The organism is Aquabacterium lacunae, from assembly GCF_004310865.1.
Lineage (GTDB): Bacteria > Pseudomonadota > Gammaproteobacteria > Burkholderiales > Burkholderiaceae_C > Aquabacterium > Aquabacterium lacunae.
Genome location: NZ_SIXI01000004.1, coordinates 488,013 through 511,457 on the forward strand (window position 1 = coordinate 488,013; position 23,445 = coordinate 511,457).

Below are 23,445 nucleotides of genomic sequence, written 5' to 3' on the forward strand. Positions count from 1 at the left end.
GGGATCACTCCACCTGGGTCAGCCAATGGGCGTACTTGGGATTGCGACCGTTCACGATGTCAAAGAAGGCCGACTGGATCTTCTCGGTGATCGGGCCACGCGAGCCAATGCCGATCTGGATGCGGTCGAGTTCGCGGATCGGGGTCACTTCGGCGGCGGTGCCGGTGAAGAAGGCCTCGTCGGCGATGTAGACCTCGTCGCGGGTGATGCGCTTTTCCTTGATCTCCAGGCCCAGGTCCTTGGCGATCGCGAAAATGGTGTTGCGGGTGATGCCGTTCAGAGCACCGGCCGACAGGTCCGGCGTGTAGATCATGCCGTTCTTGATGATGAACAGGTTCTCACCCGCACCTTCCGACACGAAACCGGCGCTGTCCAGCAGCATGGCTTCGTCGTAGCCATCGTCCGTGGCTTCCATGTTGGCCAGGATCGAGTTGGTGTAGTTGCTCACCGCCTTGGCCTGCGTCATCGTGATGTTCACGTGGTGACGGGTGTAGCTCGAGGTCTTGACGCGGATGCCGCGCTTCATGCCCTCTTCGCCCAGGTAGGCGCCCCAGGTCCAGGCGGCCACCATCAGGTGCACCTTGGCACCCTTGGGGCTCACGCCCAGCTTTTCAGAACCCAGCCACACCAGGGGGCGGATGTAGCCGCTTTCCAGGTTGTTGGCCTTGACCACCTCGATCTGGGCCTGCTCGATCTGCTCGATGGTGAACGGCATCGGCATGCGCAGGATCTTGGCGCTGTTGAACAGACGCTCGGTGTGCTCGCGCAGGCGGAAAATGGCCGGGCCCTTGGCGGTGTTGTAGGCGCGCACGCCCTCGAAGGCGCCGCAACCATAGTGCAGCGTGTGGGTCAGCACGTGGACCTTGGCGTCACGCCACTCCACCAGTTGGCCGTCCATCCAGATCTTGCCGTCGCGATCGTCCATCGACATGGGGAATCCTTTCGGGTGACACCTCGCGCCGCAGGTTCACGCGGGCCGGTGCACGTTGCTCACTTGTACGAAACCGATGATTGTACCGTCAGCACACCCCACGACCACACCCCGCCCCAGAGGGAGCCACCGTGGCGCCGCCCTGCCGCCACAGGCAAGCCACCGGCGCGGCGAAGATCGGCTTTGCATGGTTGGCGCAAGCCCCCCCAGCCCTGGCCACGACCAGCAGGACCAACAAAAAAGCCACTCGATGAGTGGCTTGGATGTTCGCAGCAAGTGCTGCGAATTGCTTTGGTTGCGGGGGCTGGATTTGAACCAACGACCTTCGGGTTATGAGCCCGACGAGCTACCAGACTGCTCCACCCCGCGATGGAAGACTTAGATTATGGCACGAAAATGACTGCCGGGGCAAGTATTGATGGCACGCGCGCTCAAAAAGATCAGAGCAGCGGTCAGCCACTCGCACAAGAAAAAACCCACCAAGGCAAAGCCTGGTGGGTTTCGAGGACCGGAATCAGCAAGGAGCCCCCGTCGAGGCCCCTGCCGGATCACTCGGCAGCAGCAGGTGCAGCGGCTTCTTCGGTGCGCTCGACCAGCTCCATGTAGGCCATGGGGGCGTTGTCGCCCACGCGGAAGCCCATCTTCAGGATGCGGGTGTAGCCACCAGGACGCTTAGCGAAGCGGGGGCCCAGCACATTGAACAGCTTCAGGACGTTGTCGCGATCGCGCAGGCGGTTGAAGGCCAGACGCTTGTTGGCAACGGTGTCTTCCTTGGCCAGGGTGATCAGCGGCTCGACGATGCGGCGCAGTTCCTTGGCCTTGGGGACGGTGGTCTTGATGGCTTCGTGCTCGATCAGCGAGTTGGCCATGTTGCGGAACATGGCAGCGCGGTGAGACGAAGTGCGGTTCAGCTTGCGAAGGCCGTTTCCGTGACGCATGGTGCTTTCCTTTCTTTATTCACCGACAGCCGGATGAAGGTACTGCCGGGTGCACCGGGTGGGCTCATGCCCACCCTCGGGTTATGACCCTTTCGTGCCGAAGCACTCAGGGCCGGATCTTTCAGCGAGGTCGAAACCTGCGCGATCAGGCGATCAGCGCTTGTCCAGACCTTGGGGCGGCCAGGCTTCCAGGCGCGAGCCCAGGGCCAGACCACGGGAAGCCAGCACTTCCTTGATTTCGTTGAGCGACTTGCGACCCAGGTTCGGGGTCTTGAGCAGCTCGGTCTCGGTGCGCTGGATGAGGTCGCCGATGTAATAGATGTTCTCTGCCTTGAGGCAGTTGGCCGAACGGACGGTGAGCTCGAGCTCGTCGACCGGGCGCAGCAGGATGGGGTCGAATGTGGCCGCCGAAGCCTTGGGGGCGTCGAACATGCCGCCGATCGGGTCACCTTCCAGCTGCGCGAACACAGCCAGCTGCTCGACCAGGATCTTGGCCGATGCGCGGATCGCTTCCTCGGGCGAGATGGCGCCGTTGGTTTCGATTTCCATGACCAGCTTGTCCAGGTCGGTGCGTTGTTCCACACGGGCGCTTTCGACCGTGTAGCTCACGCGCTTGACCGGCGAGAACGAAGCGTCCAGCACGATGCGGCCGATGGCCTTGGTCTCTTCGCCGTAACGACGCAGGTTGCCCGGCACATAGCCGCGGCCCTTTTCGACCTTGATCTGCATGTCCAGCTTGCCGCCTTGCGACAGGTGGCAAATGACATGGCCAGGGTTCACGATCTCGACGTCATGAGGCGTCTGGATGTCGGCGGCGGTGACGGGGCCTTCGCCGTCCTTGCGCAGCACCAGGGTGACTTCGTCGCGGTTGTGCAGACGGAAGACCACGCCCTTGAGGTTCAGCATGATGTGCACGACGTCTTCCTGGACACCGTCCAGCGTCGAGTACTCGTGCAGAACACCAGCGATGGTGACTTCGGTCGGAGCAAAACCCACCATCGACGACAGCAGCACGCGGCGCAGCGCGTTACCGAGCGTGTGGCCGTAGCCGCGCTCGAACGGCTCCAGCGTGACGCGTGCACGGTGGCCGCCGAGCGGCTCCACCTGGATGGCTTTGGGTTTCAGCAACGTGGTTTGCATGAGGCCTTCCTGTCAATACCCTCGGCTCGTTACACCGATAAGGCTGATGGACCAACCGGCTTGAGCCGGTACTCTTTTGAAAAACGGCAACAGGGCCCGAGATGCCGACGCTTCGTCAGCCACCTCCAGGCCCTGAGAAAGATCAGCGCGAATACAGTTCGACGATCAGCGATTCGTTGATGTCGGAACCGAACTCGTCGCGGTCAGGCGACTTCTTGAACACGCCTTCCAGCTTGGCGCCGTCCACTTGCACCCAGCCGGGCAGACCGATGGACTCGGCCAGCTTGAAAGCTTCTTGCACGCGAACTTGCTTCTTGGCCTTTTCACGCACGGCCACCACGTCACCCGACTTGACCAGGTACGACGGGATGTTGACCACTTGACCGTTCACGGTCACGCCCTTGTGGCCCACCAGCTGGCGAGCTTCAGCGCGGGTCGAGCCGAAGCCCATGCGGTACACGACGTTGTCCAGACGGCTTTCCAGCAGCGTCAGCAGGTTCACGCCGGTCGAGCCCTTGCGGCGCTCGGCTTCAGCGAAGTAGCGGCGGAATTGCTTCTCCAGCACGCCGTACATGCGCTTGACCTTTTGCTTTTCGCGCAGTTGCAGACCGAAGTCAGAGGTGCGCGAGCCGGAAGTGCGGCCGTGTTGACCGGGCTTCGAATCGAACTTGGCCTTGTCGCTGATGGGGCGACGGGCGCTCTTCAGGAAAAGGTCGGTGCCTTCACGGCGGGCCAATTTGGCCTTGGGACCGAGATAACGTGCCACGTGGGTGTCCTCGAAAAAATCTGACGTCAAGGGCAGCCTGCGCTGCGCTGCTCGACGCGAGTCTGGGCCGTCTTGTGAAGCCCTAGACGGTGGTCTTGGAAGTGCACAAGCGACGCAGCCACTGATTTGTCCAGCGGCAGGCAGTGCTTTGTGCGGGATAACCTGTGATTATAACCACAGGAATTGACAAGCACAAAAACCCGACGAGAACACAAGGTTCTTGTCAAGTCTTCGGGCAGACAATATGTCGGGCTTCACTTAGAGGCCTTCGCAGGACGCACACCCTGCGCGGGCCACCGAGAGAATCCACAGACGGGCGCGAGGCCCGCCAGACATCAGATGCGGCGACGCTTCTGAGGACGGCAGCCGTTGTGAGGAACGGGCGTGACGTCAGAAATCGAGTTGATGCGGATGCCCAGCGAAGCCAGGGCGCGCACCGACGACTCGCGACCAGGACCGGGGCCCTTGATCTCGACGTCCAGGTTCTTGATGCCTTGTTCTTGCGCGGCGCGACCGGCCACTTCAGCAGCCACCTGGGCAGCGAACGGGGTCGACTTGCGCGAGCCCTTGAAGCCCTGACCACCCGACGAAGCCCACGACAGGGCGTTGCCTTGACGGTCGGTGATGGTGATGATCGTGTTGTTGAACGAGGCGTGCACGTGGGCAATGCCGTCTGCAATGTTCTTGCGGACCTTCTTGCTCACGCGGCGAGCCGCGTTGTTGGCAGGTGCTTTGGCCATAAAAATTACTCTCTCGACGGGCCCCCATCAATCAGGGAGGGGGCTGTATCTTACAGGAAGCCGAAGAAGATCACTTCTTGCCGGCGATCGCCTTGCGCGGGCCCTTGCGGGTGCGGGCGTTCGTGCGGGTGCGCTGGCCACGGCAGGGCAGGCCACGGCGATGACGGAAACCGCGGTAGCAGCCGATGTCCATCAGACGCTTGATGTTCATGGACAGTTCGCGACGCAGGTCACCTTCGATGGTGAGCTTGCCCACTTCGTCCCGGAGCTTCTCCAGGTCGGCGTCGGTCAGTTCCTTGATCTTCTTGTTGAAAGGGATGCCAGCCGCATTGCAGATCTGCTGGGCAGTGGTGCGACCAATGCCATAGATGTGCGTCAAGCCAATTTCAGTGTGCTTGTGCGGAGGGATGTTGATGCCAGCAATACGTGCCATAGCTGTCCTCTGATACCGTGATGTGTCGCCGCGTGCCGGGCATCAGCCCTGGCGCTGCTTGTGGCGGGGGTCGGTGCAGATCACACGCACCACGCCCTTGCGACGGATGATTTTGCAATTGCGGCACATCTTCTTGACGGATGCCGAAACTTTCATGGTCTTCTCCTGAACCGCCGATTGCTCGGCAGAATTCACATAGCGTTACCGGGTCGGGTCTGCTGTTCGCTCACGTCGCCCGGAACACGATGCGAGCACGGGTCAATTCTTTCGCGCCTGGAGTCAGCTCTTGAAGTTGGCCTTCTTGAGCAGCGACTCGTACTGCTGGGACATCACGTAGGACTGGACCTGGGCCCAGAAGTCCATCGTGACGACCACGATGATCAGCAGCGACGTACCACCGAAGTAGAACGGAACGTTGTACTTCAACACCAGGAACTCGGGCAGCAGGCACACCAGGGTGATGTAAGCCGCGCCAGCCAGAGTCAGACGCGCGAGGATCTTGTCGATGTACTTGGCGGTGTTGTCACCCGGGCGAATGCCAGGAATGAACGCACCACTCTTCTTCAGGTTGTCTGCGGTCTCACGGCTGTTGAACACCAGGGCCGTGTAGAAGAAGCAGAAGAACACGATGGCAGCAGCGTACAGCAGCACGTAGATCGGTTGACCCGGCGACAGGGCCGAGGCCAGATCCTTGAGCCACCGCATGCTCTCGCCCGTGGCGAACCAGCCCACGGCCGTGGTCGGCAGCAGGATGATCGAAGAGGCGAAGATCGGGGGAATCACGCCGGCCATGTTGACCTTCAGGGGCAGGTGCGACGACTGGCCACCATAGACCTTGTTGCCGACCTGACGCTTGGCGTAATTGACCAGGATCTTGCGTTGGCCCCGCTCGACGAACACCACGCCGTAGGTCACGGCCACCACCACTGCGATGATGAACAGCGCAGCAGGGATGCTCATGGCACCGGTGCGAATCAGCTCGAACAGACCACCGATCGCGCTGGGCAAGCCAGCGGCAATGCCTGCAAAGATCAGGATCGAGATGCCGTTGCCCAGGCCACGCTCGGTGATCTGCTCACCCAGCCACATCAGGAACATCGTGCCAGCGGTCAGCGACACCACGGTGGTCAGCTGGAAGCCGAACCCGGGGTTGATGACCAGGCCAGGTGTGCCCTGCAGTGCCACTGCGATGCCGAAGGACTGGAACAGGGCCAGACCCACGGTGCCGAAACGCGTGTACTGCGTGATCTTGCGACGGCCAGCCTCGCCTTCCTTCTTCAGCGCCTCGAGGTGAGGCACCACGTAGCCCATCATCTGCATGATGATGGACGCCGAGATGTAGGGCATGATGCCCAGCGCGAAGACGGTGAAGCGCGACAGCGCACCGCCCGAGAACATGTTGAACAGGCTCAGGATGCCGCCCGACTGGCCCTTGAACAGCTGTTGAAGCTGTGCGGGGTCGATGCCAGGAACGGGGATGTGGGCCCCGATGCGGTAGACGACCAGCGCCAGCAGCAGAAAGATCAGACGACGTTGCAGGTCGCCAAACTTGCCGCTCTGTGCCAGTTGAGTGGGAGACGTTGCCATGAGTCCTGTTCGCGCTCGTGTTCGCAGCCTGAGGCTTATTCAGCCAGAGAACCGCCAGCAGCTTCGATCGCAGCCTTGGCGCCAGCGGTGGCACCAACGCCCTTGAGGGTGACCTTGGACGTCAGTTCGCCCGACTTGATCACCTTCACGACCTTGGCCAGTTGAGGCACCAGGCCAGCCTGCTTCAGGACGATCAGGTCCACTTCGGCAGCGCCCAGCGCCTGCAGTTCGCCCAGGGTGACCTCGGCGTTGTACTTCAGGGTCATCGACTTGAAACCGCGCTTGGGCAGACGGCGTTGCAGAGGCATTTGACCGCCTTCGAAGCCGACCTTGTGGTAGCCGCCCGAACGCGACTTCTGACCCTTGTGACCGCGACCAGCGGTCTTGCCCAGGCCCGAGCCAATGCCACGGCCGACGCGGCGCTTGGCGTGCTTCGAACCCGATGCGGGCTTGATGGAATTGAGTTGCATGGTATTCCCCAGAGTCGGAAGTGGTTTACACCACCTCGACCATGTAGCGAACCTTGTTGATCATGCCGCGCACTGCGGGCGTGTCTTCGAGGGTCGAGGTGCTGTGCATGCGACGCAGGCCCAGACCACGCACGGTGGCGCGGTGGTCGGCACGGGTGCCGATGGGGCTGCGAACCAGCTTAACGGTGAGAGTCTTCTTCTCGCTCATGTTCAGTACTCCCCGGCTCAGTTGAAGAGCTCTTCGACCGACTTGCCACGCTTGGAGGCGATTTCGGACGGAGTGGTCGACTTGCGCAGAGCGTCGAAGGTGGCGCGAACCAGGTTGTAGGGGTTGGTCGAACCGATGGCCTTGGCCACCACGTCCGTCACACCCATCACCTCGAACACGGCACGCATCGGGCCGCCAGCAATGATGCCGGTACCGGCAGGTGCCGGAGCGATCAGAACGCGCGAGGCGCCGTGCTCGCCCACCACGTTGTGGTAGACGGTACCGTTCTTCAGCGAAACCTTCAGCATGTTGCGACGGGCTTCGTCCATGGCCTTGGACACGGCCAGAGGCACTTCACGCGCCTTGCCCTTGCCCATGCCGATGCGACCATCGCCATCGCCGACCACGGTCAGGGCTGCGAAACCCATGATCCGACCGCCCTTGACCACTTTGGTCACGCGGTTCACCTGGATCATCTTTTCGCGCAGACCGTCGTCGCGACCTTCGTCAGCCACCTTGGGTTGAAACTTTGCCATTTGTGATTCCTTCCAGTGCCAGCGGCTTAGAACTGCAGGCCGGCTTCACGCGCGGCTTCAGCCAAGGCCTTGATGCGGCCGTGGTAGGCGCAGCCCGAGCGGTCGAAAGCAACCTTCTCGACGCCAACGGCCTTGGCCTTCTCGGCGATGCGCTTGCCGATCAGCGTGGCAGCGTTGACGTTGCCACCCTTGCCAGCGGCGCCCAGCTGTTCGCGGACTTCCTTCTCGGCGGTCGAGGCAGCTGCCAGGACCTTCGAGCCGTCGCCGGTGGTGACTTGGGCGTAGATGTGCAGGTTGGTACGGATAACCGTCAGACGAACGGCGCCTTGCAAAGCAATGCGAGCGCGCGTTTGACGCGAGCGACGCAGGCGCTGTTCCTTCTTGTTGATGGACATGGTTCAGCTCCTTACTTCTTCTTGGTCTCTTTCAAGACCACGCGCTCGTCGGAATAGCGGATGCCCTTGCCCTTGTAAGGCTCGGGCGGACGGAAGGCACGCACTTCGGCGGCGATCTGACCCACCACTTGACGGTCAACACCCTTGATCAGGATCTCGGTCTGAGACGGGGTCTCGACCTTGATGCCTGCGGGCATGTCCTTGACCACGGGGTGCGAGAAGCCGATCGACAGATTCAGCTTCTGACCTTGGGCCTGGGCACGGAAGCCCACGCCGACCAGGGTCAGCTTCTTCTCGAAACCCTTGCTCACGCCGTTGACCATGTTGGCCACCAGGGCGCGCACGGTACCGGACATCGCGTTGGCTTCGGCGCTGTCGTTGGCCGGGGCCACCTTCAGCTCGTTGCCGTCCTTGGCCACGGAAGCCAGGGGCGATTGAGGGCGGGTCATGGTGCCCAGGGCACCCTTGACGGTGATTTGTTCAGCAGTGACCTGCACGTCCACACCTTGGGGGACGGCGATCGGCATCTTTCCTACGCGGGACATGTCGATGCTCCTATCAGGCGACGTAGCAGAGCACTTCGCCACCGATGCCGGCAGCGCGAGCCTTGCGGTCGGTCATCACGCCCTTGGGGGTGGTGACGATGGCAACACCCAGGCCATTCATGACCTTGGGGATGTCCTGGCAGCCCTTGTAAACGCGCAGACCAGGCTTGGACACACGTTCGATGCGCTCGATCACGGGGCGACCGGCGTAATACTTGAGGGCAATTTCCAGGGTGGGCTTGGTAGCCTCGCCGGAGACGGCAAAACCGTCAATGTAGCCTTCGTCCTTCAGGACTTGGGCGATCGCGACTTTCAGCTTGGACGAGGGCAGTGCAACGCTGGCCTTCGAGACCATTTGTGCGTTGCGAATGCGCGTCAGCATGTCGGCGATGGGATCACTCATGCTCATGGGATAACTCCTGTTCGTTCCAGGCCGACTTACCAGCTGGCCTTGGTGACACCGGGGATGTCACCGGCAAAAGCCAGTTCGCGGATCTTCATGCGGCCCAGGCCGAACTGACGGAAGGTGCCACGGGGGCGGCCAGTCAGATGGCAACGGTTGCGCAGGCGGGTGGGGTTGGCGTTGCGAGGCAGCTTTTGCAGCTCCAGGCGGGCGGCGTAACGCTCTTCTTCCGACTTCGAGGTGTCATCGATGACGGCCTTGAGTTCGGCGTACTTCTTGGCGTACTTGGCGACCAGCTTTTCGCGCTTTTCTTCGCGTTGCTTCAGGGAAACTTTAGCCACGTTCCACCTCAGTTCTTGAACGGGAATTTGAAGGCAGCCAGCAGAGCCTTGGCTTCTTCGTCGGTCTTGGCAGACGTCGTGATGCTGATGTTCAGACCACGGATCGCGTCGATCTTGTCGTACTCGATTTCCGGGAAAATGATCTGTTCCTTGACACCGACGTTGTAGTTGCCGCGGCCGTCGAACGAACGACCCGAGATGCCACGGAAGTCACGGACGCGGGGCAGCGACACGGTCACGAAGCGGTCCAGGAATTCGTACATGCGGGCACCACGCAGGGTGACCATGCAGCCGATGGGCATGTTTTCGCGGATCTTGAAACCAGCGATGGCCTTGCGCGACTTGGTCACGACAGGCTTCTGGCCAGCGATCTTGGTCAGGTCGCCAACGGCGTGTTCCATGACCTTCTTGTCGTTCACGGCTTCCGAGACACCCATGTTCAGGGTGATCTTGGTCAGACGGGGCACTTCCATGATCGACTTGTAGCCAAACTTGGCCATCAGATCAGGAACGACCTTGGTGCGGTAGAAGTCTTGCAGACGAGCGGTTTGTTGAGTCATCTTGTCCCTCATCAAGCCTTGATTTCTTCGCCGCTGGACTTGTAGACGCGCACTTTCTTGCCGTCTTCCAGGAGCTTGATACCCACGCGATCAGCCTTGCCCGTGGCGCCATTGAAGATGGCGACGTTGGACTGGTGGATCGGCATGGTCTTGTCGACGATGCCGCCGGTCGTGCCCTTCAGGGGGTTGGGGCGAACGTGCTTCTTGGCAACGTTCACACCTTCGACCAGCAGATGGTCGGCATCGACGCGAGCAGCGATGGTGCCGCGCTTGCCTTTGTCGCGACCGGTCAACACGATGACCTGGTCGCCTTTACGCAGTTTGTTCATGGGCTGTCCTTTGCTATGCCAGCGGGTGCTTACAGAACTTCAGGCGCCAGGGACACGATCTTCATGAAGCGCTCGGTACGCAGTTCACGCGTCACGGGGCCGAAGATGCGGGTGCCGATCGGCTCCAGCTTGGTGTTCAGCAGCACGGCGGCGTTGCCGTCAAACTTGATGAGAGAGCCGTCTTGACGACGCACGCCCTTGGCGGTGCGGACGACCACAGCGCTGTAGACCTCGCCTTTTTTGACGCGGCCACGCGGAGCGGCTTCCTTGATGGACACCTTGATGATGTCACCGATGCCTGCATAGCGGCGCTTGGAGCCACCGAGCACCTTGATGCACATGACGCTCTTGGCGCCAGTGTTGTCTGCGACATCGAGTCGCGATTGCATTTGGATCATGTTGTACCCCAACTTGAACCCGTCGGTTGCGCAACCCCTGCAAAACCCTTTTGCAGACCAGTTACACGACGACGACCGGACAGTCTTGGGCCCGTGGAACGGGCGGATCTGACTAAACAGCCTGTTTTGTCAGTGACACCCTCCGCAGCAGCCCGACATGATCGAAACCGGTGTGCGCCAGCTTCAATCCGCCTTGACTGAGGGACAGGCCGACAAAATAGCCTTTACTCAGCGAAGCCTTGCATTGTGCCAGAGGTTTTCCTTTGGCGTCAAGCATGTGCACCTTTTGACCGCCATTTGGCGCCCGCACCCCCGGCTTGAGGGGTGCGCGGTGCAGCGTCATTGCGCGCGAGGCTGCCGCTCAGGCCGTGCCGCCGACGGTCAGGCCGTCGATGCGCAAGGTGGGCTGCCCCACGCCGACCGGCACGCTCTGCCCGTCTTTGCCGCAGGTGCCCACGCCGCTGTCGAGCTTCATGTCGTTGCCGATCATGCTGACGCGGGTGAGGGCGTCGGGGCCGTTACCGATCAGGGTGGCGCCCTTGACCGGGTACTGGATCTTGCCGTTTTCGACCCAGTAGGCCTCGGAGGCCGAGAACACGAACTTGCCGCTGGTGATGTCGACCTGGCCGCCACCGAAGTTGACGGCGTACAGGCCGCGGTCGATGGAAGCGACGATTTCGCCAGGATCCTTGTCACCCGCCAGCATGTAGGTGTTGGTCATGCGGGGCATGGGCAGGTGGGCGTAGCTTTCGCGGCGACCGTTGCCGGTGGGCGCCATTTTCATCAGGCGCGCATTGGTGGCGTCCTGGATGTAGCCGCGCAGGATGCCGTCTTCGATCAGCACGGTGCGCTGGCTGGCGCAGCCTTCGTCGTCGACATTGAGCGAGCCGCGGCGGTCGGTCAGGGTGCCGTCGTCGAGCACGGTGACGCCTTTGGCCGCCACGCGCTGGCCGATGCGGCCGGAAAACACGCTGGAGCCTTTGCGGTTGAAGTCGCCTTCCAGGCCATGGCCCACGGCCTCGTGCAGCAGGATGCCGGGCCAGCCGTTGCCCAGCACCACGGTCATCTCGCCTGCCGGCGCGGCCTGCGCGGCCAGGTTGACGGTGGCGGCGTGCACGGCCTGGTCCACGTACTGCTGGATGAGGTCGTCGGTGAAGTAGGCCAGCCCGTAGCGACCACCACCACCCGATGAGCCCACTTCGCGGCGACCACCCTCTTCGGCGATGACCGAGATGGACAGGCGCACCAGGGGACGCACATCAGCGGCCAGGGTGCCGTCGGCACGGGCCACCAGCACCACGTCGTATTCCATGCCCAGGCCGGCCATGACCTGCACGACGCGCGGGTCTTTGGCGCGGGCCATGCCTTCGGCTTTTTCGAGCAAGGCCACCTTGGCGGCGCTGTCGAGGGTGGCGATGGGGTCGAGCGACGGGTAGAGGCTGCGCGACGGGGCCACCCGGGTGCCGCCGACCTTGACCTTGCGGCTCTGGCCCGCCGAGGCGATGGTGCGCACGGTGCGGGCCGCGTCGAGCAGTGCAGCCTCGGAGATGTCGTCAGAGTAGGCGAAGGCGGTTTTCTCGCCAGCGATGGCGCGCACGCCGACACCCTGGTCGATGCTGAAGCTGCCCGACTTGACGATGCCTTCTTCCAGGCTCCAGCCCTCGGAGCGCGTGAACTGGAAGTAGATGTCGGCGTCGTCGACGCGGTGCTCGGTGATGACCTTCAGGGCCTTGAGCAGGTGGACCTCGTCGAGCCCGTAGGGCGCGAGCAGCAGGTCACGGGCGGTCTGGAGGCGGGCGAGGGTGGCGTCGACGGCGATCATGGGCACATTGTAGAAACAAGATGGGCCGCGCGGGGCTCGGGGCCACCAGCGGTGCGCGGGGCGTGTGTCACCCCGGGAACATCATGGCAGCTTCAGCAGGGCCCGCACGCGGATCTGGTCCTTGTCCTGGAAATTGCTGCGGACATAGCGGTCCATCTCGTCTTTTTTCTGCGGCTCGGACAGGTTGCTCAGGCCCTGGAGGCGGTCCCATTCGTTGCGGGCCGCGGCCAGTCGGCGCTCCCAGTCGGCCCACTGGGCGTCCACAGCATCGAGGCGGGTGGCCGCTTCTTCGCCATAACGGGCCACGCGCTCGGCGCGCACGGCCTCCGGATCCTTGCCAGGCTCCATCTGGGGCACGGGCTCGCCGGGGTGCGGTGGCGGCGCCTTGCCAGACTCAAGTTGCTGGTAATAGGCCTGGAAGTGCGATTCGTCGTCAGCGAAGAAGGCCTGCGCCCAGTCGGCCCCCAGGATCTGGCGACGCACGGCTTTCTGTTCTTCAAAGACCGGCATCCAGGTGCTGCGGTCGCTCTGGATGAACTTGTTGCGCCACTCGTAGGTGCGCACCTTCCAGTAGCGGTCGAAGATGAGCATGATCTCGCCGGCCAGCTTTTCGCCATGGGTGCGGCGGGCTTCGTCTTCGATCAGCAGGCGGATCTCCTGGATGGTGACTTCACCGATGCCCAGGATGTAGTACTCGAAACGGCTGCGCAGCCCTTCGCAGGGGCGCAACTTCTGGTCCATGGCCACACACCATTCACCGGACGGCTCGGTACCCGCAAAGGAGCCTTCCTTGAACAGGCGGTGGCGGATCTGATCGGCGGTACGGGCCGGCGGCTCATCGTCGGAGGCAAACAGCGAGCCACCATTGCCGCCGCTCTGCCACGTGTTGACGCCGCTGTCGGAGATTGCCTCGCCCTCGGCGTGAGGCGCCGCCTGGCGATGTGTCATGAACCAGCTGCCCGCGCCCACCGTCAGCGCTGCGGCCAGCCCCACCAACCATTTCGTCTGTGTCTGCATCGCATACTTCCTGTGCTGCGGTTGCCTGTCTCTCATTTGTCGGGAGGGGTGCCGTGAGGCACGGACGCGAGCTTACCCCCTCCGGCGCGGTCTGGCCATGGTGGTGCAGAGGAAAACAAACGGCCGGCACCCAAGGCACCGGCCGCTTCACCCAGGGTTTCGGCCCCTGGCGCCGAGGGGGCGACACAGCCGCCCTACCGTGCCCACAGGCTCAGCCTGGGCTCACAGGCCCTTCCACTTCAGGCGGTTGACCATGCTGACGTAGTAGGACTTGGGGTCGGGTGCCCAGGTGCCGATGGAGCCCAGCACCTGGTTGATTTCGTCCAGGTGGTTCCAGGGCAGGGCCATGTTGATCTGCTTGCCCCACTTGGCTTCGGCCGGCGACACCAGGCCGTCGTTGGCAGCACCTTCGTAATAATCGGCGGTGATGGCGAGCAGCGAATCAGAGATGTCGCCGCCGTTGCTGGTCTTGACCTTGTTGCCTGCGTACGAATAGAAGAACTGGCCGTTGGCGGCCTTCTCGACGTTCTGGCCGTTGGGGAACTTGGCGTTGAAGGCGGCGGCACCCGAGCTGCTCAAAGCATTCAGCGCTGTCTTGAGGTCAGCCTCAGAGGAGGTCTTGTTGCCAGTCAGCCAGGCAATCAGCTTCAGGCCCCCGGTGGCCGCCTTGTCGAAGCCGCCATCTGGGGTCATGTTGGCAAGGATCTTGTCGGCCACTTTGGAGCCGTAATGGGTGCCCGACATGGTCGAGACCGAAGCGATGTCGCCACGGGTGGCCGCCGAGTAGCGCACGGTGGGACCGCCATGGCTGTGACCGATCAGGTTGAACTTGACCACACCGTCTTTGGCCTTCCACTGGTCGAGCTGCTTGTTGAGCTCTTCACCGCGGAACTCGGTGGTCTGCGACGGATTGACCGAAGCGATGTAGACCTTGGCACCCTCCTTTTCGAGCGCGCCGGGGATCTGGTAGAAATAGTTCACCACGCCCAGGATGCTGTCAAAACCGATGAAGCCATGCACCAGCACGATGGGGTACTTGGTCTTGGCGGCGGTGCCAGCGTGAGCGACGGGGGTGATGGCCACAGCGGCTGCGGCCACGGCCACGGCGGTGGCCACACGACGGATAGCGGACGAGTTCATGAGGGTCTCCTGATCAAGCATCTGCTTGTTTGCGTAACTGATGTTTCAGTATGTCAGTTGCGCAAGGCGATGTGATCGGCATTTCCCCGATGCGGGAGAACCCGACACGTTGAATGATTCATCGACATCGTCGGTGAAAAAAAGGCCGGCACGAAGCCGGCCTGTCAACATGCTCTCTATGACGGAGGCGCTGCCGGCCCCTGAGGGCTCGGACGCCTGCACTTCGAACCGTCGGAAACAAGTGCAACGCCCATTATTCTGACGAATTCATCCATCAGATGATGGGGTTTACGCTGGGTCTGTGGCGTCATCGCCCCGCTGCCGAGAGGCCAGCGCTGCCTGGTAAAGCTGCTTGCTGGGCAAGCCGGTGAGTTCGGCCACCAGGCGGGCCGCTTCTTTGACCGGGTGATGGGCGGCCAGGGCCGAGATGCAGGCCAGCACCGGGGCAGGCAGCGCGGCATCGTCGTCCCGGGCCTCGGGGGGGCGGGCGTGCCAGACCACGGCGAATTCGCCACGGGCGTGCTGCCCTTCCTTGAGCCAGGCGGGCCACTGGGCGGCCGGCATGCGCACCACGTCTTCGAACTGCTTGGTGAGTTCGCGCCCGACGGTGAGGGTGCGCTCGGGATCGACCGCGGCCAGGTCACGGGCGAGCTCTTCCACGCGGTGGGGCGATTCGAAAAACACCAGGGCCTGCGCACTGCCCTGCAAGGCCTTGAGTGCGGCCAGGCGGGCCTGGGCCTTGGGCGGCAAAAAACCCACGAAAGCAAACCCCTGCGCAGCGGTGTCGCCCGCCACCGACAACAAGGAAACGACCGCGCTGGCACCCGGGATGGGCAGGGTGCGAAGGCCTGCGGCCTGCACCGCATGCACGAGTCGCGCGCCCGGATCGGACACCGCAGGCGTGCCCGCATCGGACACATAGGCCACGCGCTGCCCGGCCTGCAAGGCCTGAACCACCTGTTCGGCAGCCTGGTTCTCGTTGTGCTCGTGCACGGCCATGAGCTTCTTGCTCAGCCCCAGGTGTTGCAGCAGGCGCTGGGTCATGCGGGTGTCTTCGCAGGCCACCACGTCGACCAGTTCGAGCACATGGATGGCCCGCAGGCTGATGTCGGCCAGGTTGCCGATGGGGGTGCCCACGACATAGAGCGCACCTGCGGGATACTGCTGGGCAGCGGCGGCCGCACGGGCCGTGTCAAGGAGCAAGGTGGCGTCCATGGTGACGACGAAATCCAGGGGAGATGAAGGGGAAGATCAGGCCCTGGCCCATCTGCAGGCACAGGGGCTGAGCCTGGTCGAGCGCAATTATCGGGTGGCGCGCGGGCCTTCGGCGCGCGGGGCCGAGGTGGACCTGATCATGCGCGATACCGACGGCACCCTGGTGTTCGTGGAGGTGCGCAAGCGCACCGACCGCTCGCATGGCGGCGCCGCAGCCACCGTGGGCCGAGGCAAGCAGCAGCGCTGCATCCGCGGCGCAAAGCATTATCTGATGCAGCTGAACCGCCTTCCGCCCTGCCGTTTTGACGTGGTGGCCATCGATGGCGAATGCATCGAATGGTTGCCAGCCGCCTTTGACGCAGGCAGCTGACTTATCATCGGCGCGCGTATTGAATTGACCCGATGCCCCAGACCCAGATCCAGCAGACGTTTGCCGAAGTGGCCGACGGTCTTTACCAGTCGGCCGAACGACTGGCCATCCAGCTCGAGGCGGCCGCGCACGCCATCGTGCACAGCCTGACCAGCGGCGGCAAGGTGCTGTGCGCCGGGCAGGCCGAAGCCGCCTGGCTGGCCCGGCATGCCGCGCACCTGCTGGCCCTGGGTGCCGGGCGCGAGCGTCCGCCCCTGGCCTCGGTCAACGTGGCGGGGCCAGGCGGCCCCGGCATGCAGGCCGTGCCGGGCGAAATGGACGCTTTCGTGCGGGCCATTGGCCATCCGGGCGACATCTGGCTGGCGTTCTCGCTGGAAGCTGACGAAGGCGAAGTGGCCATGGCCACGGCCACGGCCCGCGAGATGGACCTGATCCTGGTGGTGATGACCGGCGAAGCCGCCACCGTGCTCGGCCCCATGGTGCGTGACACCGATGTGTGGGTGCCCGTGCCGGGCCGCAACACCCCTGAACTGTTCAGCGCCAGCTGGTTGGCGCTGCAAGCCTTGATGGAGGCCGTCGATGGCTGCCTCCTGGGAGAAGACGCATGAACCGAATCTTCAAGACCCGTCGATGGCTGGCCGCTGCGGCCGCCGTGGTGGTCGCCTCGCAACTGAGCGCTTGCGCGCCGCTGGTGCTGGGCAGCGCCGTGGGGGGAGCCTTCGTGGCCACCGACCGCCGCACCTCGGGGGCGCAGCTGGAAGATCAGGGCATCGAGATCAAGGCCAGCAGCCGCCTGAAGGAGTCGCTGGGCGAGCGTGCCCACATCAACGTCAATTCATACAACCGGCTGGCCCTGCTGACCGGCGAAGTGGCCAGCGAGGCCGATCGCCAGCTGGCCGAACGCACGGTGGCGCAGGTCGAAAACGTGCAGAAGGTGGTCAATGAGCTGGGCATCATGGGTGCGTCGTCGCTGACCGCACGTGCCAACGATGTGCTGATCGCCACCAAGGTGAAGGCCACGCTGGTCGATGCCCGCGATGTGCACTCGAATGCCTTCCGTGTGGTGGTCGAGCGCGGCGAGGTCTACTTGCAGGGCATGGTGACCGAGCGTGAAGGGCAGCGCGCGGCCGAGCTGGCCGCCTCGGTGTCCGGCGTGCAGCGGGTGATCAAGGTGTTCCACCTGATCAGCGAGGAAGAGCTGGCCCGTCGCACCCCGAAGGCCCCCGAGCAACCCAACGAACGCCCCAGCCACCGCTGAACGCGACCGGGGTCGAACCCGGTGCCGGCCTGAACGTCTGCTTCAACGCAAACGGCGGATCAGGCTGGAGGTGTCCCAGCGGCCGCCGCCCATGGCCTGCACATCGGCGTAGAACTGATCGATCAGGGCCGTGACGGGCATCGTGGCCTGTTGCCGGCGGGCTTCGTCGAGCACCAGGCCCAGGTCCTTGCGCATCCAGTCGACGGCAAAGCCGAAATCGAATTCGTCTTTCACCATGGTGGGGCCGCGGTGCTGCATCTGCCAGCTGCCGGCCGCGCCCTGGGTGATCACGTGCAGCACCTGGGCCATGTCCAGCCCGGCCTTCTGACCGAAGGCCAGCCCCTCGGCCAGGCCCTGCAGCAGGCCGGCGACGCACACCTGGTTGACCATCTTGGCCAGCTGGCCATTGCCCGCTGCGCCCAGGTGCGTGACCGCACGGCTGTAGGCCATCAGCACAGGCTGCACACGGGCAAAGGCCTGGGCATCACCCCCACACATGACCGTGAGCGCACCGTTGAGCGCACCCAGGTTGCCGCCCGAGACCGGCGCGTCGATGACGGTGTGCCCCTGGGGCGCCAGCTCGGCGGCCAGGCGCCTGGCGATGTCGGCCGAGGTGGTGGTGTGGTCGACCACGATGCCCCCCTGGGGCAAGGTGGTGCAGGCGCCCTGGGGGCCTCGCAGTACCTGCTGAAGGTCGGTGTCATTGCCCACGCAGGTGACCACCAGCTGGGCCTGCGCTGCGGCCTCGGCGGGCGTGGCAGCGCAGGTGCCGCCGTGCGTGGCCACCCAGGCCTGGGCCTTGGCGGCGGTGCGGTTGTACACGGTGACCTGGTGCCCGGCGCGCAGCAGGTGCGCGGCCATCGGGGCACCCATGGTGCCCAGGCCCAGGAAGGCAATGCGCAGAGGCGAAACGGCCTCGTAGGTCTTGTCGGCGATCATGCCGACATGATCACATGATCTGCAGGTGCTCGGTGCCGGCCGACAGGTCGGTGCTGCGGGCGCGGTGGCTGTTGAGCTTGATCTGCAAGCGCAGGTCGTTCACCGAATCGGCGTTGCGCAGCGCGTCTTCGAAGGTGATGTAGTTGCCCTCGTACAGGTCGAACAGGGCCTGGTCGAAGGTCTGCATGCCCAGCTCGCGCGACTTCTTCATGATCTCCTTGATCTCGCCCACCTCGCCCTTGAAGATCAGGTCGGAGACCAGCGGCGTGGCCAGCAGGATCTCGACGGCCGCCGCGCGGCCCTTGCCCTCCTGGCGCGGGATCAGGCGCTGCGACACCAGGGCCTTGAGGTTGAGCGACAGGTCCATCAGCAGCTGGGCGCGGCGCTCTTCGGGGAAGAAGTTGATGATGCGGTCCAGCGCCTGGTTGGCGCTGTTGGCGTGCAGGGTGGCCAGGCACAGGTGACCGGTTTCGGCGAAAGCCACAGCGTGCTCCATGGTCTCGCGATCGCGGATTTCGCCCATGAGGATGACGTCAGGCGCCTGGCGCAGCGTGTTCTTCAGCGCGATGTCCCAGCCCTCGGTGTCCAGGCCCACTTCGCGCTGCGTGACGATGCAGTTCTTGTGCGGGTGCACAAACTCGACCGGGTCTTCGATGGTGATGATGTGCCCGAACGAGTTCTCGTTGCGGTGGTCGACCATGGCGGCCAGCGTGGTCGATTTGCCCGAGCCCGTGGCCCCCACCAAGATGACCAGGCCGCGCTTTTGCGCCACCACATCTTTGAGCACCTGGGGCAAGCCCATGCCGTCGATGGTGGGCAGCTGTTGCGGGATCACGCGCAGCACCATGCCGATGCTGCCCTGCTGCACGAAGGCGTTCACGCGAAAGCGGCCCACCCCCGACGGCGAAATGGCGAAGTTGCACTCCTTGGTGCGCTCGAACTCGGCCGCCTGCTTGTCGTTCATGATGGCGCGGGCCAGGGCGATGGTGTGCTGTGGCGTGAGCGGCTGGGGCGACACCTTGGTGACCTTGCCATCGACCTTGATGGCCGGCGGAAACTCGCTGGTCAGAAACAGGTCAGAGCCGCCGCGCGTGACCATCAGGCGCAGCAAGTCGTTGATGAATTTCGAGGCCTGATCGCGTTCCATGAATGCACCTGCGTAGAAACGAACGGGTCAGCGGGGCGTGGGCCCCTGGCTGGCCAGCAAGGCGCCCAGACGGGCACTGAGTTGTCGGGTGCGCAGCGACAGGCGCCGCGCCATGCTGTAGGTCAGGGCCATGCCGATGCGAGGATCGTCGATGGCCATGTCGTCGAGGGCCTGCCCGGTGAGCACGGCCAACCGACAAGGCGTGAGGGTGAGGCAGGACGCGAAGCGGGCACCAGCGTCGAGCAGCGACATCTCGCCCACCACATCGCCCTCTCGGGCCTCGGCCAGGCGGGCACGCTCGCCGGTGGGCTGCACACGGTCAACGGCCACCACCCCGCTGAGGATGATGAGGGCGTAGTCGCCTTTTTCGTCCTGGTGGATGAGCTCACGCCCCGCGGGCACCGTGACGAATTCCAGCACGCGGCCGACCTGTTCACGCTCGGCAGGCATCAAGGCGGCAAAAAAGTGATCGGCGCCCCATGCCTGATTCAGCAGAGGCATGCCCTCTTCCGGCGCGAGGGCATGGGCGCCCACGCCGAGCGCACGGGCGGTCCAGGCCGACGTGGCGCGCACGGCCTCGGGACGCTCCATGAACTGGGTGGCGAAGTAGCCTTCGTCGTCGGCCGCCGGGGCCTCACGCGCGGCTGCATGCCCTCCCAGGATGCGCTCGAACAGGTGTTTCATGCCCTCATTGTGACGCGATCAGACACGATTGGGCGCGGCCTGATGCATCTCGTCACACGCCCGGCGGAGGGATCAGCCCGGGAAGTTCTCCGGGAACTTGGCCTTGGCGCGCGCCTCGGCGGGCGAGATCACGTTGCGGCGCACCAGGTCGGTCAGGTTCTGGTCGAGGGTCTGCATGCCCACGCTGTTGCCGGTCTGGATGGCCGAGTACATCTGGGCGATCTTGTTTTCGCGGATCAGGTTGCGGATGGCCGCCGTGCCGATCATGATTTCGTGCGCCGCCACGCGGCCGCTGCCGTCCTTGGTCTTGCACAGGGTCTGCGAGATCACGGCCTGCAGCGATTCCGACAGCATGGCGCGCACCATGTCCTTCTCGGCCGCGGGGAAGACGTCGACGATCCGGTCGATGGTCTTGGCGGCGCTGGAGGTGTGCAGGGTGCCGAAGACCAGGTGGCCGGTTTCGGCAGCGGTCAGGGCCAGGCGGATGGTTTCCAGGTCGCGCATTTCACCCACGAGGATGGCGTCAGGGTCTTCCCGCAGGGCCGAACGCAGCGCATTGGAAAAGCTCATGGTGTGCGGTCCCACCTCGCGCTGGTTGATCAGGCACTTTTTGGATTCGTGCACGAATTCGATCGGGTCTTCCACCGTCAGGATGTGGCCGTATTCGGTCTCGTTGAGGTGGTTGACCATGCCGGCCAGCGTGGTCGATTTGCCCGAGCCGGTGGGGCCGGTGACCAGCACCAGGCCGCGCGGCTTCAAGGCCAGGTCGGCGAACACCTTGGGCGCATTGAGCTGCTCCAGCGTCAGGATCTTGCTGGGAATGGTGCGGAAGACCGCGCCCGAGCCCCGGTTGTGGTTGAAGGCGTTGACCCGGAAGCGCGCCAGGCCCTGGATCTCGAAGGAAAAGTCGCATTCCAGCGTTTCTTCGTAGGCCTTGCGCTGGGCATCGTTCATGATGTCGTACACCATGTCGTGCACCGCCTTGTGGTCCAGCGGGTCGACATTGATGCGTCGCACGTCGCCATGCACCCGGATCATGGGTGGCAGGCCCGCCGAGAGGTGGAGGTCGGAGGCCTTGTTCTTCACAGAGAACGCCAGCAGTTGGGTGATGTCCATGGTGGATGATTGCGCTTGGGTCCAACAAGAAAAACCATTATCGCGATGATCGAGCAGAACCTACAACGGGTGAACAGCCGGATACAACAGGCCTGTTCTGCCCACCAGCGCCCGGAAGGCGCCGTGACCTTGCTGGCCGTGAGCAAGACCTTCGACGCCAGTGCGGTGCGCGACGCCTTTGCCGCGGGGCAGCGCCGCTTCGGCGAGAACTATGTGCAGGAAGCGCTGGACAAGATCGCGGCGCTGGGCGATGTGCGCGCACAGATCGAATGGCACCTGATCGGGCCGCTGCAGAGCAACAAGACGCGCCCGGTGGCCGACCAGTTCGACTGGGTGCACAGCGTGGACCGGCTGAAGATCGCGCAGCGCCTGAGCGAGCAGCGCCCCGCGCAGCTGCCGCCGCTGCAGGTGCTGCTGCAGGTGAACACCAGCGGCGAAGACAGCAAGAACGGCCTGTCGGTGGCCGATGAAGCGGGCCTGCTGGCCCTGGCCCGCGAGGTGAGCGCCCTGCCCCGCCTGCAGCTGCGTGGCCTGATGGCCCTGCCCGCCCCCGACACCGATGATGCTGGCCAGCGGGCCGCCCACCACCGGCTGCGCACCCTGTTCGACCGGCTGGTGGCCGCCGGCCTGCCTCTGGACACCCTGTCGATGGGCATGAGCGCCGACCTGGAAGCGGCCATTGCCGAAGGCTCGACCCTGGTGCGCGTGGGCACGGCCATTTTCGGCGGCCGGCCTCAGGCATGATCTCACCCATGAACACGACGAACTCTCTCATCGCTTTTGTGGGTGGCGGCAACATGGCCACGGCCATCATCGGCGGCCTGCTGCGCCAGGGCCGCGCCCCGGCCAGCATCCTGGTGATCGACCCCAGCGAAGCGCAACGCGAGCGCCTGGCCGCCCAGGGCCTGCAGACCGCGGCCGCACCTTCGCAAGCCCTGCAACAGGCCCAGGTGGTGGTGTGGGCCGTCAAGCCCCAGCAGTTCAAAGAGGCCGCGGCCCAGTGCAGCGGCTGGACCACCCAGGCGCTGCACTACAGCGTGATGGCCGGACTGCGCACCGACGACATGGCGCGACTGCTGGGCACGCCCCGCATCGTGCGGGCCATGCCCAACACACCTGCCCTGGTGGGCCAGGGCATGACCGGCCTGTTCGCCCGCGCCGAAGTGGATGCCGATGAAAAGGCGCTGGTGCAGGCCATGGTCGAGCCCACGGGCCAGGCCCTGTGGGTGCAAGCCGAAAGCCAGCTGGACACCGTGACGGCGCTGTCGGGCTCGGGCCCGGCCTATGTGTTCTATTTCATCGAGGCCATGATGCAGGCCGCGCAGGACATGGGCCTGAGCGCCGAGCAGGGCCGCACGCTGGCCTTGGCCACCTTTGGCGGTGCCACGGCCCTGGCCAGCCAGTCGGCCGACAGCCCGGCCACGCTGCGCGAGAAAGTCACCTCCAAGGGAGGCACCACCTACGCGGCCCTGACCTCGATGGAAACCGCTGGTGTGAAAGCCGCTTTCGTGGCGGCCATGCGCGCCGCTGAACAGCGCGCGGGCGAGCTGGGCGACGAATTCGGACGCTGAGTCAATCGGGCGCTAGCCTGTGGCCTCACAAACAGACCGAGGATCATGGGCGAGCGACCAATTCTGGGGTGACCGCCCAGATGAGCTGATCTGCAGACCGCCTGACACCGACCAACGCTCCACCAGGCGCCCAAACAAGCTCAAGGCCGCCCTGTGATGAGAAATCCACCGCATACGCATCTCTCAAATGCCGAACGACATTCAGGCCATGACGCGGGTCTCGCAGCAGATCATCGACACTTTTGGGCAGCTCGCGCGCGCGTCCCGGCGTGGCCAGCGCATATCGCTCGATCGCAGCCACGTACTGTCGCGCAACCCATTGCTGATGCGCGGCTCGCTGCCGCTCTGCCTGTGCCGACCACACGTTGGAGACTTGCACCAACGAAACACTCATCAGCGCCACCATGAGCAACACGATCAGGTAGGTGAACCCCTGTTGCTGCTCA

32 protein-coding genes and 1 tRNA gene are annotated in these 23,445 nt (G+C 64.1%); 5 read left to right on the plus strand and 28 right to left on the minus strand.

The features are described 5' to 3' along the window. Window positions 1-4: 4 nt before the first annotated feature. The 23 genes from EYS42_RS12060 to rsmI form a co-directional block, all read right to left on the minus strand. Window positions 5-931, minus strand: coding sequence for a branched-chain amino acid transaminase (locus EYS42_RS12060; RefSeq protein ID WP_130968406.1), 927 nt, complete (start codon window positions 929-931; stop codon window positions 5-7). 292 nt (window positions 932-1,223) lie between these two features. Further along, window positions 1,224-1,300, minus strand: a tRNA-Met gene (locus EYS42_RS12065). Between the two features lie 179 nt (window positions 1,301-1,479). After that, the gene (gene rplQ, locus EYS42_RS12070) at window positions 1,480-1,869 is read right to left on the minus strand and encodes a 50S ribosomal protein L17 (RefSeq protein WP_130968407.1); all 390 of its coding nucleotides are present in this window, start codon (window positions 1,867-1,869) and stop codon (window positions 1,480-1,482) included. 153 nt (window positions 1,870-2,022) lie between these two features. Then, window positions 2,023-3,009 carry a DNA-directed RNA polymerase subunit alpha gene (locus EYS42_RS12075; RefSeq protein WP_130968408.1) on the minus strand — a complete coding sequence of 329 codons (987 nt, stop codon included), beginning with the start codon at window positions 3,007-3,009 and terminating at the stop codon, window positions 2,023-2,025. Between the two features lie 142 nt (window positions 3,010-3,151). After that, entirely contained in the window at window positions 3,152-3,775 is a 624-nt protein-coding gene (gene rpsD, locus EYS42_RS12080) for a 30S ribosomal protein S4 (RefSeq protein WP_130968409.1), read from the minus strand. Window positions 3,776-4,110: 335 nt separating this feature from the next. Further along, window positions 4,111-4,515, minus strand: coding sequence for a 30S ribosomal protein S11 (gene rpsK, locus EYS42_RS12085; protein ID WP_130968410.1), 405 nt, complete (start codon window positions 4,513-4,515; stop codon window positions 4,111-4,113). Window positions 4,516-4,585: 70 nt separating this feature from the next. Beyond that, the gene (rpsM, locus tag EYS42_RS12090) at window positions 4,586-4,948 is read right to left on the minus strand and encodes a 30S ribosomal protein S13 (RefSeq protein WP_130968411.1); all 363 of its coding nucleotides are present in this window, start codon (window positions 4,946-4,948) and stop codon (window positions 4,586-4,588) included. 42 nt (window positions 4,949-4,990) lie between these two features. Next, window positions 4,991-5,104, minus strand: a complete 114-nt coding sequence (gene rpmJ, locus EYS42_RS12095; RefSeq protein ID WP_035036301.1) for a 50S ribosomal protein L36 — start codon at window positions 5,102-5,104, stop codon at window positions 4,991-4,993. Between the two features lie 123 nt (window positions 5,105-5,227). Further along, entirely contained in the window at window positions 5,228-6,535 is a 1,308-nt protein-coding gene (gene secY / locus EYS42_RS12100) for a preprotein translocase subunit SecY (RefSeq protein ID WP_130968412.1), read from the minus strand. 35 nt (window positions 6,536-6,570) lie between these two features. Next, window positions 6,571-7,005: a 50S ribosomal protein L15 gene (rplO, locus tag EYS42_RS12105; RefSeq protein ID WP_130968413.1), complete on the minus strand. Its 435-nt coding sequence runs from the start codon at window positions 7,003-7,005 to the stop codon at window positions 6,571-6,573. Window positions 7,006-7,030: 25 nt separating this feature from the next. Beyond that, window positions 7,031-7,213, minus strand: a complete 183-nt coding sequence (gene rpmD, locus EYS42_RS12110) for a 50S ribosomal protein L30 (RefSeq protein WP_130968414.1) — start codon at window positions 7,211-7,213, stop codon at window positions 7,031-7,033. Window positions 7,214-7,230: 17 nt separating this feature from the next. After that, window positions 7,231-7,749, minus strand: coding sequence for a 30S ribosomal protein S5 (gene rpsE, locus EYS42_RS12115; RefSeq protein ID WP_130968415.1), 519 nt, complete (start codon window positions 7,747-7,749; stop codon window positions 7,231-7,233). Between the two features lie 26 nt (window positions 7,750-7,775). Next, window positions 7,776-8,144: a 50S ribosomal protein L18 gene (rplR, locus tag EYS42_RS12120; protein WP_130968416.1), complete on the minus strand. Its 369-nt coding sequence runs from the start codon at window positions 8,142-8,144 to the stop codon at window positions 7,776-7,778. 11 nt (window positions 8,145-8,155) lie between these two features. Next, window positions 8,156-8,689: a 50S ribosomal protein L6 gene (rplF, locus tag EYS42_RS12125; RefSeq protein WP_130968417.1), complete on the minus strand. Its 534-nt coding sequence runs from the start codon at window positions 8,687-8,689 to the stop codon at window positions 8,156-8,158. 13 nt (window positions 8,690-8,702) lie between these two features. Next, window positions 8,703-9,098 (minus strand): 30S ribosomal protein S8, encoded by a 396-nt coding sequence (rpsH, locus tag EYS42_RS12130; RefSeq protein ID WP_130968418.1) that lies wholly within the window; start codon window positions 9,096-9,098, stop codon window positions 8,703-8,705. Between the two features lie 29 nt (window positions 9,099-9,127). Further along, on the minus strand, window positions 9,128-9,433 hold the full coding sequence (gene rpsN / locus EYS42_RS12135; protein ID WP_130968419.1) for a 30S ribosomal protein S14: 306 nt from the start codon (window positions 9,431-9,433) through the stop codon (window positions 9,128-9,130). A gap of 8 nt (window positions 9,434-9,441) precedes the next feature. Continuing rightward, window positions 9,442-9,993 carry a 50S ribosomal protein L5 gene (gene rplE, locus EYS42_RS12140; RefSeq protein WP_130968420.1) on the minus strand — a complete coding sequence of 184 codons (552 nt, stop codon included), beginning with the start codon at window positions 9,991-9,993 and terminating at the stop codon, window positions 9,442-9,444. Between the two features lie 11 nt (window positions 9,994-10,004). Further along, on the minus strand, window positions 10,005-10,322 hold the full coding sequence (gene rplX / locus EYS42_RS12145) for a 50S ribosomal protein L24 (RefSeq protein ID WP_130968421.1): 318 nt from the start codon (window positions 10,320-10,322) through the stop codon (window positions 10,005-10,007). 29 nt (window positions 10,323-10,351) lie between these two features. Further along, window positions 10,352-10,720: a 50S ribosomal protein L14 gene (gene rplN, locus EYS42_RS12150; RefSeq protein ID WP_130968422.1), complete on the minus strand. Its 369-nt coding sequence runs from the start codon at window positions 10,718-10,720 to the stop codon at window positions 10,352-10,354. Between the two features lie 361 nt (window positions 10,721-11,081). Then, on the minus strand, window positions 11,082-12,542 hold the full coding sequence (gene tldD / locus EYS42_RS12155; RefSeq protein WP_130968423.1) for a metalloprotease TldD: 1,461 nt from the start codon (window positions 12,540-12,542) through the stop codon (window positions 11,082-11,084). Between the two features lie 81 nt (window positions 12,543-12,623). Then, a complete protein-coding gene (locus EYS42_RS12160; protein ID WP_165456757.1) occupies window positions 12,624-13,559 on the minus strand; it encodes a lipase secretion chaperone in 936 nt (311 codons plus the stop codon). 222 nt (window positions 13,560-13,781) lie between these two features. Beyond that, window positions 13,782-14,699, minus strand: coding sequence for an esterase/lipase family protein (locus EYS42_RS12165; RefSeq protein WP_130968425.1), 918 nt, complete (start codon window positions 14,697-14,699; stop codon window positions 13,782-13,784). A 288-nt stretch (window positions 14,700-14,987) separates the two neighbouring features. Then, window positions 14,988-15,914 (minus strand): 16S rRNA (cytidine(1402)-2'-O)-methyltransferase, encoded by a 927-nt coding sequence (gene rsmI / locus EYS42_RS12170; RefSeq protein ID WP_130968426.1) that lies wholly within the window; start codon window positions 15,912-15,914, stop codon window positions 14,988-14,990. Between rsmI and EYS42_RS12175 the strand changes: the two genes are divergently transcribed. Genes EYS42_RS12175 through EYS42_RS12185 form a run of 3 tightly spaced genes read left to right on the plus strand, consistent with a single transcriptional unit; the run spans window position 15,913 to window position 17,542 of the window. Beyond that, window positions 15,913-16,284, plus strand: a complete 372-nt coding sequence (locus tag EYS42_RS12175; protein ID WP_130968427.1) for a YraN family protein — start codon at window positions 15,913-15,915, stop codon at window positions 16,282-16,284. The genes rsmI and EYS42_RS12175 overlap by 2 nt on opposite strands. A gap of 32 nt (window positions 16,285-16,316) precedes the next feature. After that, complete coding sequence (locus tag EYS42_RS12180) at window positions 16,317-16,892, plus strand: SIS domain-containing protein (protein ID WP_130968428.1); 576 nt, start codon at window positions 16,317-16,319, stop codon at window positions 16,890-16,892. Then, the gene (locus EYS42_RS12185; RefSeq protein ID WP_130968429.1) at window positions 16,889-17,542 is read left to right on the plus strand and encodes a BON domain-containing protein; all 654 of its coding nucleotides are present in this window, start codon (window positions 16,889-16,891) and stop codon (window positions 17,540-17,542) included. The genes EYS42_RS12180 and EYS42_RS12185 overlap by 4 nt, the downstream gene beginning before the upstream one ends. 42 nt (window positions 17,543-17,584) lie before the next feature. Here the strand turns inward: EYS42_RS12185 and EYS42_RS12190 are convergent, their stop codons facing one another. The 4 genes from EYS42_RS12190 to EYS42_RS12205 form a co-directional block, all read right to left on the minus strand. Continuing rightward, entirely contained in the window at window positions 17,585-18,481 is an 897-nt protein-coding gene (locus EYS42_RS12190; RefSeq protein WP_130968430.1) for an NAD(P)-dependent oxidoreductase, read from the minus strand. Window positions 18,482-18,491: 10 nt separating this feature from the next. Next, complete coding sequence (locus EYS42_RS12195) at window positions 18,492-19,628, minus strand: PilT/PilU family type 4a pilus ATPase (protein WP_130968431.1); 1,137 nt, start codon at window positions 19,626-19,628, stop codon at window positions 18,492-18,494. Window positions 19,629-19,655: 27 nt separating this feature from the next. Beyond that, window positions 19,656-20,312, minus strand: coding sequence for a Crp/Fnr family transcriptional regulator (locus EYS42_RS12200; RefSeq protein ID WP_245503623.1), 657 nt, complete (start codon window positions 20,310-20,312; stop codon window positions 19,656-19,658). Window positions 20,313-20,384: 72 nt separating this feature from the next. Then, complete coding sequence (locus tag EYS42_RS12205; RefSeq protein WP_130968432.1) at window positions 20,385-21,428, minus strand: type IV pilus twitching motility protein PilT; 1,044 nt, start codon at window positions 21,426-21,428, stop codon at window positions 20,385-20,387. Window positions 21,429-21,467: 39 nt separating this feature from the next. Here EYS42_RS12205 and EYS42_RS12210 point away from each other — a divergent pair, with 39 nt between their 5' ends. Together EYS42_RS12210 and proC are read left to right on the plus strand one after the other, a co-directional pair. After that, entirely contained in the window at window positions 21,468-22,172 is a 705-nt protein-coding gene (locus tag EYS42_RS12210; RefSeq protein WP_425358903.1) for a YggS family pyridoxal phosphate-dependent enzyme, read from the plus strand. Between the two features lie 8 nt (window positions 22,173-22,180). Continuing rightward, complete coding sequence (proC, locus tag EYS42_RS12215) at window positions 22,181-22,999, plus strand: pyrroline-5-carboxylate reductase (protein WP_130968434.1); 819 nt, start codon at window positions 22,181-22,183, stop codon at window positions 22,997-22,999. 43 nt (window positions 23,000-23,042) lie between these two features. Here proC and EYS42_RS12220 read toward each other — a convergent pair whose 3' ends face one another. Further along, on the minus strand, window positions 23,043-23,405 hold the full coding sequence (locus EYS42_RS12220; protein ID WP_130968435.1) for a hypothetical protein: 363 nt from the start codon (window positions 23,403-23,405) through the stop codon (window positions 23,043-23,045). Between the last annotated feature and the right edge of the window lie 40 nt (window positions 23,406-23,445).